This is a genomic window from Rossellomorea sp. FS2, assembly GCF_047915635.1.
Lineage (GTDB): Bacteria > Bacillota > Bacilli > Bacillales > Bacillaceae_B > Rossellomorea > Rossellomorea marisflavi_A.
Window position 1 is genome coordinate 927,468 of the sequence record NZ_JBLRVS010000001.1, and the last position, 16,996, is coordinate 944,463.

A 16,996-nucleotide genomic window follows, 5' to 3' on the forward strand; every position below is an offset into this window, starting at 1 on the left:
AGGACCAGCCTGAGGGCTGGTCCTTTTTGTGGTTTATGACTGTGGATCCACGTCGTTATAACAAGAAAAAGCTGAATCACTTCATCCGGTTTCATCGTTTTAAGGAATCGTTTTTCACCTACTGGGGAAACTTGAAAAAACAACCAAGATTCCGGAGGCAGACATGATCAAACTTCAGCCCGTACTAATTCCCAGACAATTAAGCTTATTGATCATCCTTTCGACCGGCTTGCTGAGTCATGTGATGCTCATACCCGATATCCTTCAGGCTGCAGGACGCGATGGATGGGTGAGTGTCCTCACAGCTGTCCCATTCTTATTCCTCATTATCCTTGTCATAAAGTATACGATTAAGAATTCCCCCAAAGGAGGGATGATGCGCCATATTCTGACTGAAGGCAGACCCGTTGTCCGGATCTTGTTTTTCACGCCGATCTGCCTGTTCCTGTTCATCAGCGCCTACATCACATTCATTGATCTCGTCATTTGGCTCCAGGCATATTTTTTGGCTGATGTATCGAGAGAGCTCATCATGCTCCTCATGGGAGTTTCCTGCTTCATCTTCACCTGGGCGGGGGTAAAATATATGGCGGTAGCTGCAGGACTGCTGCTGCCGATCGTCATGCTTCTCGGGATCTTCATTGCCATCACGAATACAGATATGAAGGATCCCTCGCTGCTATTCCCGATCCTCTCTGAAGGGTGGTCACCAGTGCTCAAAGGAAGTTTATACGTGTTGAGCGGTTTCATGGAATTGTATCTGATCCTGCTGTTGCATCCTTTCAGTGAAGGAGAGTTCAAACTGCACCATCTGCTTGTTCTTGGACTGATCCTTTTCATTCTCATCATGGGACCCTTATCGGCCGCCATCATGGAATTCGGGCCATCGGAGGCAGCGAGTATGCGGTATCCGGCTTATGATCAATGGCGGATCATGGGGATTGGAGAGTTCATTACACACATGGATTTTTTTGCCCTCTATCAGTGGCTGTGTGGCGCCCTGATCCGCATTGGTCTTTTTTTGTTCCTTCTTGGTAGCATCTTGAACCGCAATTTAAGGAGCACAAGGGTATCCTGGAAGGTTGTGGTGCCAATCTACTTGATATTCTTCATGATCATGTGGATCAACGTAGATACCTATCATTTTTACTATGCATTGTATCACTGGTTTTTCCCCGCCACGGTCGCACTCTTCAGCATATACATCCTGGCTACTGCCTGCTATGCAAGGATTCTTGCGCACAGAAAGAGAGGAGTGAGCTCATGATGAAGGAACGGTACAGCCCCATTGAGTCCAAACGGGTGGAACTGAAGGAACTATTCAGTTCCAGTGATGATTTCCAAGCCAATGATCATCTCTTTGAGGAGGGCGAGTGTGAGCTGATCTATATTGACAGCCTGGTGAAGCGTCAGTATCTTGATCAATATATCCTCCCTGAACTGGCGGTAGCAAGCTTCCCTGTCGACCATCTGAAAAAGGCGTTCCAAGGGGAGGACGTCACGGATAGGAGCAGTGAACAACTGGCCGATCTGTTGTTGGAAGGGAAAGCACTATTCTTGTTCCCAGAAGGGATCACATCTCTTGAAGCAGCGGATCTACCGAAGCGTGCGCCTGAGGAATCCGCCTTGGAGACGTCCATTCGGGGACCGAAGGACGGCTTTGTCGAAGATTTGAATACAAATATCTCACTTGTGAGAAGAAGGCTCTCTTCCCCGGCACTTTCCATAGAAAAACGGACTATCGGGAAGAGGAGCAAGACGAATATTGCCATCCTCTACCTGAAGGATGTGCTCGATCAGCGGATCTTGGACGAGCTTCATGAACGCCTGGACAGGATCGATATCGATATACTGGCAAGCAGTCACGAACTTGAGTCACTCATTGAGGATCATCCTTACTCCATTTTTCCAACCCTGGATTATACGGGGAGACCGGACTATATCGTAGAGAGCCTCAACCAGGGCAGGTTTGCCCTCATGGTGGATGGAAGCCCGACCGTATCGATTGCGCCGGTCAATCTATTGCTTCAGGTGAAATCACCAGAAGATATGAACATCAATTACTTCTTCGTTTCACTGGAGCGTCTATTGCGGGGAGTGGCAGTCATGATATCTGCCTTTCTCCCCGGTGTGTGGGTCGCCTTTTCTGCGTATAATATCGAGCAGATCCCCTACCCGCTAGTGGCGACGATCTCCACGTCCCGATTCGGTCTGCCGCTCTCGGCACCTCTAGAAATGTTTATTGTGCTTTTCCTTTTCGAATTCTTCAACGAAGCAGGCATACGCCTGCCCCGCGCCATCGGGCAAACGGTATCGGTACTGGGAGGGTTGATCGTAGGGGATGCTGCCATCCGCGCCGGCCTCACCTCGCCAACGATGCTCGTGGTCGGTGCCATCACCTATATCTCATCCTTCACCGTGGTGAATCAATCGTTAAAGAGCGGACTGACAACCCTCCGTTTCATCGTCTTATTGATGAGTACGCTGTTCGGGGTTCTCGGCATCCTGCTCTCCTATATCCTGACCATCCTCTACTTGGCGTCCAAATCCTCGTTTGGGTCTTTGTATCTCGGATCGGTTGCACCGATCAGCGGGACAGAAGCCCTCAAATCTTTCCTCCGGCTCCCGATCCAGTTTTACAAAACAAGAACGAAGTCCACGAGTCCAAGGGACAAGACGAGGGAAGGAGGGGACAACCAATGAAGAGGGTTGTTTTACTTACTGCCGTCATCTTGGTACTGACAGGGTGTTCCGGCCTTAAGAACATCCAGGATCTCAGCTATATCGTGGCCATTGGAGTGGACTATGACGAAGCAGAAGAGGAGTTTACCATCTATCTTCAAGGGTTGAACTTCTCAAACGTGGCCAAGCAGGAAGGAACCCGTTCTTCTGAACCGATCCCGAATCTGATCGGGGTCTCCAAAGGGAAGACCATCAATCTTGCTGTCGGGAAGCTGTATAAAAAGTCGAAACCTACGCTATTTTATGGACATATCAAGTCCGTGGTGGTCACAGAGAATGTTCTTCAACATACATTCGATGATGTGCTGGAAGTGTTTGGGCGTAATCGTTCATTGCGACCCAACCTGTTGATTTTCTCAACGAATGAAAAGCTCGATGAAGTGTTTGCAGCCAAGGGTCTGTATGATTATCCCCCGATTTATACTGTTCTCCTGACGGAAGAGAACCACGAGAGCCTGAGGGAGGAAATCGGGGGAACCAGTCTGATGAGATTCCGGAGGGAGTATAATGAACCGATGGGAGCTGCGATGCTTCCGATCATCAGCATCGATCGGCACACCTGGAAAGGTGACGATACGAATGCTTCTCTGATGATCAGTGGGTTGGATCTTTTCCAACACGGTGCATATCAAGGCAAGGTTTCAGGGGAAAAGGCCATCTTCACGAACTGGCTGAACAGCAGTAAAAGTAAGATCAATTACGATCTGTACATTGATGGAGATCTTGTGGCCGTGTTTTACATGACGGCAGGCAGCTTGAAGAAATCCTTCCACGGAGAGGAGAAAGATCCTGAATTCGATCTTAAACTGAACGTACAGGCTGAGCTTGTGGAAATCATAAAGAGCACCTCTTATGATCGCTTGAAGGAAGCACTCGGAACATCCATCGAAAAAGATATAAGGGACCTTTATGAGTTTGGGATCAGGGAGGAGACGGATCTTCTTCATGTAGGAGACGGATATTACCGTCGTCACCCCAAGCGATATAAAGAATTGAAAAACCACTACGCGTTCTTCCTGGATTCCAAGTCCTTACAAGGAACCGATGTGAATGTGAAGATCTCTAACTTTAATACGTATAATTATGAAAAAGAAAAGAAGTTTGATTGAATCCATATTTATTGTAAAAACCGGAACCGCAATGTATTCCTCATTAACCTGCCTCTGGTGAAAAGACTGCCTTCACTTTCGATGGGCTTTGACGGGAGATTCCCCATGTCCAGTTCAAGACCATGATCAGGCGCAATCCCGGTGGAGTTGTGAAATACGCATAGCGTTCCATCGTACGACCAAGACCGAAGCAAGTAACTGCCTCGGTCTTTTTTGATGGAATGATTGATTTAATGATTCCAGGTTATTTTATCTTGAATGGATATCCATTTGATCCAGTCATCCTATACGCGATCAGGATGAGGAGGTATCAGAGTGAATCTAATGGCGTGAGACTCCTTCAGGAACATATATCCACAAATGATAACGCTTACACTTACTCATTCGGTCAATACCTAACTACTTCCCGCTTTACACTTGATATCATCCGTCAGCATGTTACGATAGTTGGCGTTGTGATACAAACACGGAAAACGGTAATCAACTTATAATCAACTTACATTCACATACAGTATCCACGAATCAATCGATTGGAGATGATTTTTTGTTAAAGAATAAAACAGTTGCATTCATGGGAGCAGGTAATATGGCGGAAGCCATGATATCAGGAACCGTGCAAAGCGGAAAGCTTTCACGTGACCAAATCATCGTATCGAATCGAAGCGATCAAAAAAAGCGTGATCAAATCAATAGGCTTTATGGTGTGAGAACGATGGGGAGCGAGAAGCTTCCATTCGATGAAATCGATGTTCTGATACTCGCTATGAAACCGAAGGATATCGACACGGTCCTCGATTCCATCAAGTACAAGGTCAATAATAAGACCGTCATCATGTCTGTCCTTGCTGGAATCACCACGAGCCACATGGAGCAGAATCTCCCTGCCGGTCAATCGGTGATCCGCGTGATGCCGAATACATCGAGCATGCTGAAAGAATCAGCTACGGCGATTTCAGCAGGACGATTCACCACTGAAATCGAGATGGAGGAAGCGCAAGAGCTGTTAAGTACAATCGGTCAAGTCTTCGTCATTCAAGAGGAGCAAATGGATATCTTTACAGGTGTAGCGGGTAGTGGCCCTGCTTACTTCTATTATTTGATGGAGCACATCGAAAAAACGGCTACAGAATCTGGGTTGTCTCCAGAAGTAGCGAGGGAGATCGGTGCCCAGACCATTTATGGTGCAGCTAAAATGATGCTTGAAAGAAATGAGTCACCGACAGAACTTAGAGAAAACGTCACTTCACCAAATGGAACGACGGCAGCGGGGCTGCGTGCCCTTGATGAAAATGGTGGAGGAAAAGCGATAGCAGCTGCCGTAAAAGGGGCGCAAAAGCGCTCTGCAGAAATCAGTTCATCTTTAAAGCAAAAACATCTGGTCAGTCAATAAGGAAATATCAGCTAGGAGTGATTGAATGTCCATTAATAAGAAACGAGTCGTCATCAAAATCGGAAGCAGTTCCCTCACAAGCCTTCACGGTGAAATGAGCAGAAAGAAACTGGAGCGTCTTGTCGATGAGGTTGTCAGGTTGAAAGACGACGGCCATGAGGTCGTCCTTGTATCCTCGGGAGCGGTGGCAGCTGGCTACCGTAAACTGGGATGCCTGACGCGTCCAAGTTCACTTCCTGAAAAACAGGCGGCGGCATCCATCGGTCAGGGCCTGTTGATCGAAGCCTATTCTGATCTGTTCATTTCCCATGGTTATGTGGCATCACAGATCTTGATCACACGCAGTGATTTTTCACATGAGAACCGGTATGACAATGTCCGCAATACGATCAATGTCCTACTGGAAAGGGGCATCATCCCGATCGTGAATGAAAATGATACGGTCACTGTCGACAGGCTCAAATTTGGGGATAATGACACCCTTTCTGCTAAAGTGGCGGCCCTATCGGGTGCCGATCAGCTTATCATCCTATCGGACATCGATGGGCTTTATGATTCGGATCCACGCAAAAATCCGGATGCCACCCTGTTGGATTCTGTAACGGAAATCACGGATGACATTGAAGAAATGGCAGGAGAACCGGGTAGTTCCGTCGGTACTGGGGGAATGCGTTCGAAAATCGATGCCTTCAAGATTACGATGGCTTCAGGGATACCGGCATTCCTAGGAAAGTCCGGTGTCAATAACATCATCTATGATGCCGTCCAACATACGGCAAAAGGAACCTATTTCGAAGCCGATGACAACTCGATCAACTTGAATTCCAAGAAACAATGGATTGCATTCAACTCCGGACCAGAGGGAGAAATCACCATCGACGCAGCAGCAAAAGATAGACTGATTGGAAAACAAGGCAGTCTGACCATCGAAGACGTATACACGGTGAAGGGCCACTTCAGGAAAGGGGCCGTCGTGAGGATCCTGGATCAGCGTAATGAACAGGTTGCCCTTGGTGTTGTCAATTATCGTTCAGGTAAACTTAAAGATCCGATCGACATTGACGAGAATGAAATCGTTGTAGAAACCGATGCACTGGTTTGTCATATCGAAGTACCGCTTCCGATTGGAGTATGAAAATAGTAATTCGACCCTATTGTCTTGACACTCAAGCCATTGAAATTCTTTAGGAGGTATTGGATGACTTTAACAATTGAAAAGACTGATGTGAAGAAGCAGGCGAAGCTGGCACAGGATGCATCCAAGAAACTGGCTATGCTTTCTACCGAAGAAAAGAACAAAGTGCTCCATGAACTTGCCGACCATCTTGAAAATCATATGGAACCTATCTTGGCAGCAAATGCCAAAGATCTGGAAGCCGGTAAAGAAAAAGGCTTCGATGAGGCCCTCATGGACCGTCTATCCCTTGATGAACAAAGGATCAGGGACTTTGCCGAAGGGCTTCGGGAAGTAGCAGAGCTTGAAGATCCAACAGGGAAAACGATAACAGATTGGACGCTGGAAAACGACCTTCTCGTTGAAAAAGTGACCGTCCCCCTCGGGGTCATCGGCATGATTTATGAAGCCCGCCCGAATGTAACGGTAGATGCGACGGGATTGGCCCTTAAATCCGGAAATGCCATCGTCCTGAAAGGCGGCTCCAATGCCATTCAGTCCAATAAAGCCATTGTTGATGTCATGCATGACGCCCTAAAGAATTCAGCGGTGCCGAGTGAAGCCGTGCAGTTCATTAATTCAACCGACCGTGAAGCCACCAATGCCCTTTTCACGATGAAAGAGCATATCGATGTCCTTATTCCACGTGGGGGAGGGGCTTTGATTCAGGCAGTGGTTGACAATGCAACGGTACCGGTACTGGAAACAGGCGTGGGAAATTGTCATATTTATATTGATGAAGATGCTGATGTGCAAAAGGCTCTGAACATCATCATTAATGCCAAAACCGATCGTCCTGCTGTCTGTAATGCAGCAGAAACACTATTGATCCACGAAAAATGGTTCAGCATGAATCATAAGGTTCTCTTCGATACCCTTGAGCAACATGGTGTAACGGTTCACGGAGATGAGACAGTGGTCAATCATAAGTCAGATGCCATTCCAGCAGACGAATCCGACTGGGCCAACGAATATCTAAGTCTCGACATTGCCGTCAAGGTAGTAGGGAATGTGGATGATGCAGCAGCACATATCGATCGCTATGGGACGAAGCACTCAGAAGCGATTGTGACAGAAAACGGGAAAACGGCGAAACGCTTCATGATGCTTGTGGACGCAGCCGCCCTTTATCACAATGCTTCAACCAGATTCACGGATGGAAGTGCACTGGGGTTCGGTGCAGAGATCGGGATTTCCACTCAAAAACTCCATGCCAGAGGCCCGATGGGGCTGCCGGCGCTCACGACCATCAAGTATCTAATGCATGGTGATGGCCAGATCCGGTAAATGATCAACCCAAAGAGGCAGTCGTTGACTGCCTCTTTTACATGCATTAAGCCGTGGCACTAATCACGTTTGAATAAGGGTGCTGGATGCATCATCGACCAGAAAAAGGGAAGCTTCCCACAGGTCAGGGAATACGAAATCTGCCTCCACCCCCGGAAGCGGTGCATCGGAGATCAAGATGGTTTTACAGCCGGCGTTTTGTCCTGCCAGGATATCCGGCTCCCGGTCACCGACCATATAGGATGAAGTCAGATTGATTCCGTGACGCTCGGCCAAATCCAGGAGCATGCCCGCTTCAGGTTTGCGGCATGTACATGCTGCATGGGGCGCATGTACACAGGCTGCCACTTCTTTGATGATCCCACCGAAGGAAGAGAGTTCTTCCAGCATAAATGCATGAATGTCCTCTAATTGTCCAGGGTCTAGAAACCCTAGGCCGACGCCTCCCTGATTCGTCACGATAAACAGCTCATATCCTCCATTACTCAAGTGCTTTATGGCTTCTTTGACCCTCGGTAAGAAGAAAAATTGATCACGGCGATTCACAAATTTCACTCGCTTCGATTTCACTTCATTGATGACCCCATCCCGGTCCAGAAATATCGCTTTTTTCAACAATAACCCTCCATTTTCGCTACTATTCAACATAATCATGTCATATCATGCGCTTTCCGGGGAAATAACTGAACATTCAGTATTTTAGGCTTGTGCATTCTTGTGCCATGGCAGGTAGGACAGGGGCGGAAATCATTAGGCCCCTGTCCCTCACAATGGCGACATTCGTATCAAGGTATGCTTTTAAGCTGTTGCCAAATGGCCGTCATTTCCCTTTTTTGATGAATGCCACTTTCAGATAATCACCCTGCTTGTACTGACTCATTGTTTTGAAGTCTTCAGGTAGGGAGTACTGCTCAAGTATGGTGTACTTTTCGCCCATTTCACTGAATGCACGATCAATGAACTCGTGGAATCTCTTCATATCGAATGTACTGCAATTGGTCGAAGCCACTATGACGCCCCCATCAGATGTGATTGAAATGGCATCCTTCAAAAGGGAGGGGTAGTCTTTTTGTGCACTGAATGTGTGCTTTTTCGAGCGTGCAAAGCTTGGTGGATCAAGAATCACCAGGTCATAGGACCGTTCTTTCTTTACTGCATACTTAAAGAAGTTGAACACATCTTCCACGATGATGTTCTGGCTTTCGTAATCGATCCCGTTGATGCTGAATTGCTCAATCGTTTTACTCAAGCTGCGGTTGGCAAGGTCGACACTCGTGGTGACCGAGGCGCCTCCAAGAGAAGCTGCAACAGAGAAGGCACCAGTGTATGAGAACATATTCAACACGGTTTTTCCTTCGGAATAAGCATCCATGATCCGCTTTCTGACTTCCCGCTGATCAAGGAAGACACCTACCATGGCCCCATCGTTCAAATAAACGGCGAACTGGATGCCATTTTCTTTGACAAGCAGCGGAAACGTCGCTTTGTCGCCTTCTACAAAGTCATCATCCTCCACGTATTGCCCATCATGGGCGAAGCGTTTCTTCTCGTAAGTCCCTTTCCATCCCTTGATGTCTTTCACGGCACGGTAGACTTCTTCACGGAATGAATAAGCTCCCAGGGAGTACCATTGAATCAAGTAATATCCGTTGAAATGATCGATGGTGAATCCCCCAAAGCCATCGCCTTCCCCATTGAAAACACGGAACGCGGTAGTGTCCTCGTTAAAGTAAAAGTGAAGGCGCTGATTGACTGCCAGCTCAATTTTCCTCTTGATGAAGTCCTCATTGATCGCTTCGGTTTCCTTCCAGCTCAAAAGCCAGCCCAGCCCTTTATTTTGTTTCCCGAAATATCCACGGGCTATGAAGGAATGTGCATGGTCCGTCAATTTGATGATGGTTCCTTCCTCTATATCACTCATTCGGGTATTGAGATGTTCTTTTTGGAGAAGAGGGAACCCCTTCTTGAATGATTTTACATGTTTGGGATTTGCCTGGATCGTAATCTCGTTCGTCATATGCTTCATCCTAATCTATGATTTCTGTCATGTGTAGTATAGAGGTTAATCTCTTGTGGTGCAAGGGATTGGGAAGGGGAAGGAGAATAAAAAAAGACATCCATCGATGGATGGATGTCACTGATCCCAAAGGAATTCCCCGACGAGTTTATCGACTTTCAACGTTTCATGCATGCCGCTGTGGGTGATGCGGTTATCGTACACGATGGTCGTTTGAACATCTTGATTTGCGAAGATTTCTTTACTGAACGTGGCACTTTGGGTGTTGACGACTCCGTCCCCACTTCCCCCGATGGACAGCATCTTTAGCCCCTCAGGAAGCTGGTGCGCATCCTGGTACATTTTTTGCAGGGCACCTGATTCCGGTTTAAGATCGATCACAGCCGCACCGGTGTTGATTTGGTCATAAGAAGATTTTGTAACCCCCTGAAATGGAGTGGCAATCGTAATGAACCTTTCTGTCTTAGGAACAAAGGGGTTTTCGCTCGTCTGTTCAAGATATACGGTGGAAGCGAGTCCCCCCATTGAATGACTGACGATGTTGATGTTCTCCACACCGTATTCGTGATGCAGGAACTTCATGGCATTCTCAAGCCAAATGGCCTGCTTTTCCAAAGAGGCACGGTTATCTTCGAAGATGACCTGAACGAATGGTGTGGAACTTGGGTCACTGGGGATATCTCCGTCGTGTTCAACGCTGCCATCCTGCCTCACATAGATCTCAAGCACTTTCTGTCCCCATCCATGATCGTCCTGGAAGCGTTCAAGCATGGTTTTAAACGAATTATATGTGCCTTTATAGCCATGGACAAACACTGTGGGATATTGTTGCTCGGCCGTGAGAGGCTGCTCGCTGGACTCAACGTCCTGTGATTCAAAAAGGATATATGCGATAAGGAAAACAAAACAGAGGGCAATACTCCATATGTAGACCCGCTTGGATTTAAAAGACATATCATTTCTCTCCCTTAAAAAGGTATATCCTTATTGTAAGCCATATGAGAAGTCTTGAATATGTTATAAAAGAAATTAATTTGTCATATTGTATGTAATTATTGGTAATATAGAGGAGTATTGGCATGAATCCGTTTTCCTGTTTGGAATGGAGAGAGAAAAATTTAATTAGAGTCGCCTTGAATAGTGGGGGCATATGAAGAAGGGGGAGTAGCAGTGAAAAAAGAAATCGTCCTTGTGGGGACATTCCATTTTGAACAAGATACGGAAACAATCGCTCATAAAGAAACGGAAATCAACGAACTGGTAAAACACTTGGCTCGTTTCAAACCGACAAAAATTGCGTTGGAATGGGAAGCCTCAAAGGACCAGGAACTGAATGAGCAATATTCAGATCGTCATGGGGGTTATTCCCCGGATGAAATTCAGCAGATCGGTTTCAGGCTGGCAAGGCATGTCGGACATGACAAAGTCTATGCGGTGAACTGGGGAGGCGGGATCACGGAAGAAGATATGCTGACACTCAACACGACCATTCAACGTACCTATCCGGATATTGTCCATAACATGCAGAATATAGGAGAACACTCCCCGGAAATCAGTCCGGATATTCCGTTGATGACATCCTACAAAGATCTGAATGATCCAAAGATCGTCAAGGAAATTGAGAACATGTACTTATCATTCATCGTGGTGTCTGAGGGTGAAAACCAGATCGGCTTTGATTTCTTACGAAAGTGGGTTGAAAGGGAACTGATGATCTTCAAGAATGTGGTCGATGTGTGCGGTGATGGGGACCGACTGCTGCTTCTGGTTGGAGGGGACCATGTATGGATGCTGAAATCCTTATTCGAGGGGAGTGGGTGGAAGGTGATCAAACCATTTGCCGGTGAATGAGATCGAGGATTACAAGTGCAAGTGTACATCTTGACATGAAAAGACCCGCATCCAGGCGGGTCTTTTGTATTTGTTGTGTCATCGGTGGTAGACAGAACTTATTCTGCCCAATCCCCTTTTTCGAAAATGCTGACTTTGGTGCCGTCAGCCTTGGTGCCTTCAATGGACAGTTCGCCTGAACCGATCATAAAGTCGACGTGTGTGCCGCTCTGATTGAAGCCGATGTCCGCGAGCTCATCTTGCGAGCGGCCGTTTCCGTCTTTCACGCATACCTGAAGGGCCCTGCCGAGTGCAAGATGACAGGAAGCATTTTCATCAAAGAGAGTATTATTGAAAACCACATTCGTATTCGAAATCGGGGAGTCATGTGGAACCAAGGCGACTTCTCCGAGGTGTCTGGCCCCTTCATCCAGGTCAAGGAGGTTCTTCAGCGTCTCATACCCTTCTTCAGCTGAGAAGTCCACCACTTTTCCATCCTTGAACGTAAGGGAGAAGTCTTTGATGATCGTTCCACCGTAGTTCAAGGGCTTTGTACTCGAGACGATGCCATTGACGCCGTCCTTCACTGGAATGGTAAAGACTTCTTCAGTCGGAAGGTTCGGCACAAACTTGGTTCCTGTGTCGCTTGTGAACTCTGCGCTGAGCCACTGGGTTTCAGGATGGAGTTCGATTGTCAGATCCGTTCCGGGTCCCTTGTAATGGAGGAGTCTGAGGTCTTGACTGTTCAAGCGGTCGGCATGTGTATTCAGAGAGGCGATATGATCCTTCCAAAGGCCGACGGTGTCATCCTGATCGGCCCGTGTCGTGTAGAAGATATTCTTCCACAATTCATCGAGTGCCTTTTCTTTGTCGAGCTCTGGGAAAACACTTTCTGCCCATTCATCGGACGGATGGGCCGCGATGAGCCAGTTGATTTTTCCTCCTCCTATGTAAGCCGAGAAATCCTTTGTGGCGATGGCCGCCGCTTTATTCAATGCTGCCACCTTGGCCGGGTCACTGTTTTTTAAGATCGAAGGGTTCGGTGCAATCAGGTTGAGTAGTGCCCCGTTTTGTTCAGCAAACTCGATCATCCCTTTTGCTTTCCATTCTGGATATACTTCAAGAAATTCCTCGTTGGAATGTTCAATACGGATTTTTTTGAATTCTTCATCATAAAACTCGGGAAGGACGATGGCGGCTCCTGCTTCGTAGGCTTTCCGAGCGACAATCTTCACGAAAGAAGCGGTGGACAGCGGTGCTTGTATGCTCAGGTGTTGGCCTTTCTGCAGGTTAAGTCCCACTTTGATGAGCAGCTCTGCATAGTTTTCCAGCTTTTGTTGAAATTCTTGAATCACGTTGATTCCCCCTTATGTATGTTTCCTTCTTACTATATCTTTTTCTTCAGAAAATTTCACCAAAAATGAAAATCCGCACCGACATCGACCGGTACGGACTTCATGTTCTTTTATTGTTTGACACTGAATGGTGGGAATTCCTCTTCGTTCACCTGGTTGATGACCACGGCAGTCAAAGCCATGGATGTCAGACAGATCGCGATGATGGTAGATGTCACTTTTTTCATATTCTCACCTCCTAAAAAGATACCATCTGTTCATAGATGTCATTGGCTTCTTTGAAATAAAAGGCGGCATTTTTGTATTTTCTCATCCCTTGGTAATATTGGCCAAGGAGTGTAGAATACGTCGCATATAAGATCTTCATATCGTGACGATAGAAAAATGGGAGGGCTTGGTCCTTCATAAATGGTTCGAACCCGTCCTTGAACTCTTCCGACGCATACCGGTAATAGCATAGCTCGTAGTATTTCGCAGGGTGATTTTCCGGGCTGCAGAGGGTCAGACCACGATCCAGCCATTCGGTCATCTCCCGACGATGATTCAATTTATGATATTCCTTAACAAGGGAGAGGATGGAATAAAGCTGACCTTCCGTATCCGCTACTTTCAGGTCGATGCTCCTCAAAAAGTGACGGATGGCCTCATGGCTTTCACCGGATAGGGACTTCATATAGCCAAGATTTTGTTCCACCTTCGAGCGGAGCAGGGTATAGTGGATGGTTTCAGAAATATACCCCGCCCATTCATAATGTTTATTGGCTTCATCCAAAGATCCGATCCTTCTGTAGCAGATGCCGAGGAGCAGATGGACCTCTGCACATCGTTTCTGGAAGTAGACGCTTTGAAAGATGTTCAACGCTTTTTCTCCATAATATAAAGCGAGCCGAAAATGATTCAAACGGGTCTTGACAAGGCTTGACAGGTAATATAAATCTGCCCGTTCTTCTTCGTTCACGACGTTTCCCGTCACATAAAAGGTCTCGGCTTCTTTCAGCTCATTCTCCGCCTTAGTGTATTCATTCATTAGATAATAGTAGTTTCCCCGATACTTATGGAAGTAGAATTTCAATAGATCCGTCATGTCCGGATAGCTTTTATGAATTTCATTCAATCGGACACGCGCTGCTTTAAGGTCGAGATGAATCAGCTCGGATCGGAAACAAAGGATCTGATAGTAGAGATGGGGTGTGAGTTCGTCTACCTTATCCAAACGTAATTTGATGGAAGTCTCCATTTCGTCTGCTTCCTCCAATGAATTCCATAAGAGCAGGCGATTCCATTTCTCCAGTTTTTTCAGGACGCTGCGATGGTCATCCATCAGATTGGAAATCCCCAGTCGTTCACAAAGGAGTTCGATGATTTCCTGTGAAGGGGAAATGGAGTTGTTCTCGATTTTCGAAAGATAGGAAACGGATAAAATCCCCTTAGATAGTTCCTCCTGGGTCAGTTGACGCTTCTGTCGGTGAAAGCGGATTTTAGAACCGATGGTCATATGATCAGCTCCTCTTTCCCGCAATGATGCAGGTTCTGATGATGTACTAGAATGGTATCATAAATAGAGAACAAACGTTTTGAATATTCCTATAATTATATTTTTTTTTGGGTATTTCGATCCGCCACCGAAGGCAGATTAGTATTGACGCTTTGATATATGGGAGATTGGAACGTCATAAAGGAGGAATTTGGCGAAATGTGTAGAATCCTATGCGATGTAGACTTAAACACACGTTAAAGGGGCGATATAAATGAAAGAAATGGCTTCACATATACTCCCGCTGAAGAAGAGGGAAGAGATCATGAATAGATGGCTTTTCCACCGTTTGAATACGTTGCTTCCCATGTTGATGAAAAAACATGGTGTCGGGATGTGGGTCACAATTGGGAGGGAGTACCATGAAGATCCGTCCCTTGCTACGCTATATCCCTCTGCCATCGATAGCTCCCGGAGGTTGACGATCCTGGTCTTCACCATGGAGGGCGGAATTCTGAAACGTTCAGTCATTCATACCAATCCTGATTTTGAGCCTTTTTATGAGCGGGTGTGGAATCCTGCAACCGAAGATCAGTGGGAGTGCCTGGTCAGGATGATCAAGGAGAAGGACCCGAAAACCATTGCGCTTAATACTTCCAATGTATTTGCAGCATGTGATGGCCTTACTCATTCCATCTACTCCAAATTGACAGAGCTGGTCCCTCGTTACACCGATCGATTCATCTCTGCTGAGCCTCTGTTGGTCGAATGGTTTTCATTGCGGACCCGGAAGGAACTGACTGCGTATCCTTTCATAGCGGAAGCTGCGAGGGAAATCGCCGCAACCGCCCTTTCGAGGAATGTCATCCATCCTGGCATCACAACGACTGATGATGTAGTGGAATGGATCCGTCAGAAGGTGCTGGATCTCGGATTGAAGACATCCTTTTACCCAACGGTGGATCTACAGCGGAAGGGAGCTGCCATGGACCGGATCGAAGGTGAAATCATCAGGCCTGGGGATATCGTCCACCTCGACTTCGGGATCGAGTATCTCGGTATTGCCACCGATACGCAGCAGCTGGCGTATGTTTTATCGCCAGGGGAAGAAAAGCCGCCGCAGGGACTGATCACTGCATTCAAAAAGGCCCTGAGAATGGAAGACATCATCATGGATGAATTAAAACCCGGGGTATCAGGTAATGACGTCTTCCTCAGATCCACAGCAAGGATGGCTGAAGAGGAACTGAAGGGGATGATCTACACCCACCCAGTCGGGGTCCACTGCCACGAAGTCGGTGCATTGATTGGATTGTACGATCTCCAAGGACCTGTTCCAATCAAAGGAGAGCTCCCTGTCACCGACCAGACGCTGTACGCACTGGAATTCAACTGCAGGGACTATATCCCAGAGTGGGGGCAGGAGGTGCCGATCTACCTAGAGGAACCCGTTGCCGTCATCGGAGGGAAGGCAGAATATATGGCGAAGCGTCAAACCGGGTTTTATTTAATCTGATTGCCACCATTCTCCCGGAGCAGATATGCTATAATGTTGAAAGTTCCTGTAACCTCATCGAGGGGGAACACGTCTTATAGTAAGAGTCACCCATGCAGAAGGGGGAAGCATGAAGTGACGGAGCGAAATGATAAGAGGAGAATGAGTATGAAAAAGAGATTCATAATGTTTGTAACAGCTGCCCTGATGATGACAACGGTTCAGACGAGTGCATTTGCTTCCGATAATTCCAAAGACAAAGATAGTATAAACGAGAAATTCGGTGTGCCGATCGTTGTGTACGGGGAAACACTGACAGCCGATCAGAAGAAAGAGGTTCAGCGCGAATTGGGAATCGATGCTGACACAGATGTGGAAGAGTTCGTCGCCAATGGAGACGATCTTGTCAAGTACATCGAAGGGGAGAACCGCAATGCCCGTATGTTTTCTTCTGCAAAGATCACCCGAGTTGAAAAAGGTGAAGGCCTGAATGTGGAAATTGTAACCCCATCCAACATCACCGAGGTGACGGATACGATGTATGCCAATGCCCTGTTAACCGCCGGGGTAGAGAATGCTGTCGTGGAAGTCGCATCTCCAGTGAAAGTAAGTGGTCATTCTGCCCTGGTAGGTATTTATAAGGCCTACGATGAGAGCGGGGAAGAGCTCGACACCGTCCGCATGGAAGTAGCCAACGAAGAACTGAATGTCGCAACTGAAATCGCAAAGGATTCTGGTGTGGATAAAGAAGAAATCAGCCAGCTCCTGACCGAAATCAAAAAAGAAATCGCGGAACAGAACCCTGCGACAAAAGAAGAGGTGGAGCAGATTGTCGAGGAAAAGCTAAAAACATTGAAAATCGAGTTATCACCTGAGGATCGCCAGCTTCTCATTGATCTGTTTGAAAAGATGCGTTCCCTTGATATCGATTTTGATAATGTGCAGCAGCAGCTTGAGGATCTGACAAAGGACATCCAGTCCAAGATCAAGGATATTGTGCAGGATGAAGGACTCGGGCAGAAGATATCCGACTTCTTCACCGGACTGATTGAAGCCATCGGGAACTTCTTCAAGTCTATTAAAGGGTGGTTCAGCTGAGCCTTTTCTCACCTGTAGAAGAATG

The 16,996-nt window shown here is 47.0% G+C and carries 14 protein-coding genes; 9 read left to right on the forward strand and 5 right to left on the reverse strand.

What is annotated here, in order from left to right; all coding sequences use genetic code 11:
* The first annotated feature begins 163 nt into the window (after positions 1-163).
* The 6 genes from ACNA6I_RS04975 (at position 164) to ACNA6I_RS05000 (ending at position 7,702) form a co-directional block, all read left to right on the forward strand.
* The gene (locus ACNA6I_RS04975; RefSeq protein ID WP_416313008.1) at positions 164-1,267 is read left to right on the forward strand and encodes an endospore germination permease; all 1,104 of its coding nucleotides are present in this window, start codon (positions 164-166) and stop codon (positions 1,265-1,267) included.
* On the forward strand, positions 1,264-2,703 hold the full coding sequence (locus tag ACNA6I_RS04980; RefSeq protein ID WP_048003759.1) for a spore germination protein: 1,440 nt from the start codon (positions 1,264-1,266) through the stop codon (positions 2,701-2,703). The genes ACNA6I_RS04975 and ACNA6I_RS04980 overlap by 4 nt, the downstream gene beginning before the upstream one ends.
* On the forward strand, positions 2,700-3,851 hold the full coding sequence (locus ACNA6I_RS04985) for a Ger(x)C family spore germination protein (protein ID WP_416313009.1): 1,152 nt from the start codon (positions 2,700-2,702) through the stop codon (positions 3,849-3,851). Before ACNA6I_RS04980 ends, ACNA6I_RS04985 begins: the two co-directional genes overlap by 4 nt.
* Positions 3,852-4,395: 544 nt before the next feature.
* On the forward strand, positions 4,396-5,241 hold the full coding sequence (proC, locus tag ACNA6I_RS04990) for a pyrroline-5-carboxylate reductase (RefSeq protein ID WP_416313010.1): 846 nt from the start codon (positions 4,396-4,398) through the stop codon (positions 5,239-5,241).
* Positions 5,242-5,266: 25 nt separating this feature from the next.
* Positions 5,267-6,376, forward strand: coding sequence for a glutamate 5-kinase (proB, locus tag ACNA6I_RS04995; RefSeq protein ID WP_048003756.1), 1,110 nt, complete (start codon positions 5,267-5,269; stop codon positions 6,374-6,376).
* 63 nt (positions 6,377-6,439) lie between these two features.
* Positions 6,440-7,702 (forward strand): glutamate-5-semialdehyde dehydrogenase, encoded by a 1,263-nt coding sequence (locus tag ACNA6I_RS05000; protein WP_416313011.1) that lies wholly within the window; start codon positions 6,440-6,442, stop codon positions 7,700-7,702.
* Between the two features lie 63 nt (positions 7,703-7,765).
* Here the strand turns inward: ACNA6I_RS05000 and ACNA6I_RS05005 are convergent, their stop codons facing one another.
* The 3 genes from ACNA6I_RS05005 to ACNA6I_RS05015 all read right to left on the reverse strand — a co-directional run bounded on the left by ACNA6I_RS05005 (position 7,766) and on the right by ACNA6I_RS05015 (position 10,673).
* On the reverse strand, positions 7,766-8,317 hold the full coding sequence (locus tag ACNA6I_RS05005) for a D-glycero-alpha-D-manno-heptose-1,7-bisphosphate 7-phosphatase (RefSeq protein WP_416313012.1): 552 nt from the start codon (positions 8,315-8,317) through the stop codon (positions 7,766-7,768).
* Positions 8,318-8,522: 205 nt separating this feature from the next.
* On the reverse strand, positions 8,523-9,719 hold the full coding sequence (locus ACNA6I_RS05010) for a class I SAM-dependent rRNA methyltransferase (protein WP_416313013.1): 1,197 nt from the start codon (positions 9,717-9,719) through the stop codon (positions 8,523-8,525).
* A 117-nt stretch (positions 9,720-9,836) separates the two neighbouring features.
* The gene (locus ACNA6I_RS05015) at positions 9,837-10,673 is read right to left on the reverse strand and encodes an alpha/beta hydrolase (RefSeq protein WP_048003752.1); all 837 of its coding nucleotides are present in this window, start codon (positions 10,671-10,673) and stop codon (positions 9,837-9,839) included.
* A gap of 216 nt (positions 10,674-10,889) precedes the next feature.
* On the opposite strand from ACNA6I_RS05015, the gene ACNA6I_RS05020 reads away from it, so the two are divergent.
* On the forward strand, positions 10,890-11,570 hold the full coding sequence (locus tag ACNA6I_RS05020) for a DUF5694 domain-containing protein (protein WP_048012834.1): 681 nt from the start codon (positions 10,890-10,892) through the stop codon (positions 11,568-11,570).
* Positions 11,571-11,668: 98 nt separating this feature from the next.
* Here the strand turns inward: ACNA6I_RS05020 and ACNA6I_RS05025 are convergent, their stop codons facing one another.
* Positions 11,669-12,904 (reverse strand): aminopeptidase, encoded by a 1,236-nt coding sequence (locus ACNA6I_RS05025; RefSeq protein WP_053073008.1) that lies wholly within the window; start codon positions 12,902-12,904, stop codon positions 11,669-11,671.
* A 238-nt stretch (positions 12,905-13,142) separates the two neighbouring features.
* On the reverse strand, positions 13,143-14,399 hold the full coding sequence (locus tag ACNA6I_RS05030) for a helix-turn-helix transcriptional regulator (RefSeq protein ID WP_048012833.1): 1,257 nt from the start codon (positions 14,397-14,399) through the stop codon (positions 13,143-13,145).
* Positions 14,400-14,703: 304 nt separating this feature from the next.
* Here ACNA6I_RS05030 and ACNA6I_RS05035 point away from each other — a divergent pair, with 304 nt between their 5' ends.
* Together ACNA6I_RS05035 and ACNA6I_RS05040 are read left to right on the forward strand one after the other, a co-directional pair.
* Complete coding sequence (locus tag ACNA6I_RS05035; protein WP_416313014.1) at positions 14,704-15,894, forward strand: M24 family metallopeptidase; 1,191 nt, start codon at positions 14,704-14,706, stop codon at positions 15,892-15,894.
* Positions 15,895-16,041: 147 nt separating this feature from the next.
* Positions 16,042-16,971 (forward strand): DUF1002 domain-containing protein, encoded by a 930-nt coding sequence (locus ACNA6I_RS05040; RefSeq protein WP_048003749.1) that lies wholly within the window; start codon positions 16,042-16,044, stop codon positions 16,969-16,971.
* Positions 16,972-16,996: the final 25 nt, after the last annotated feature.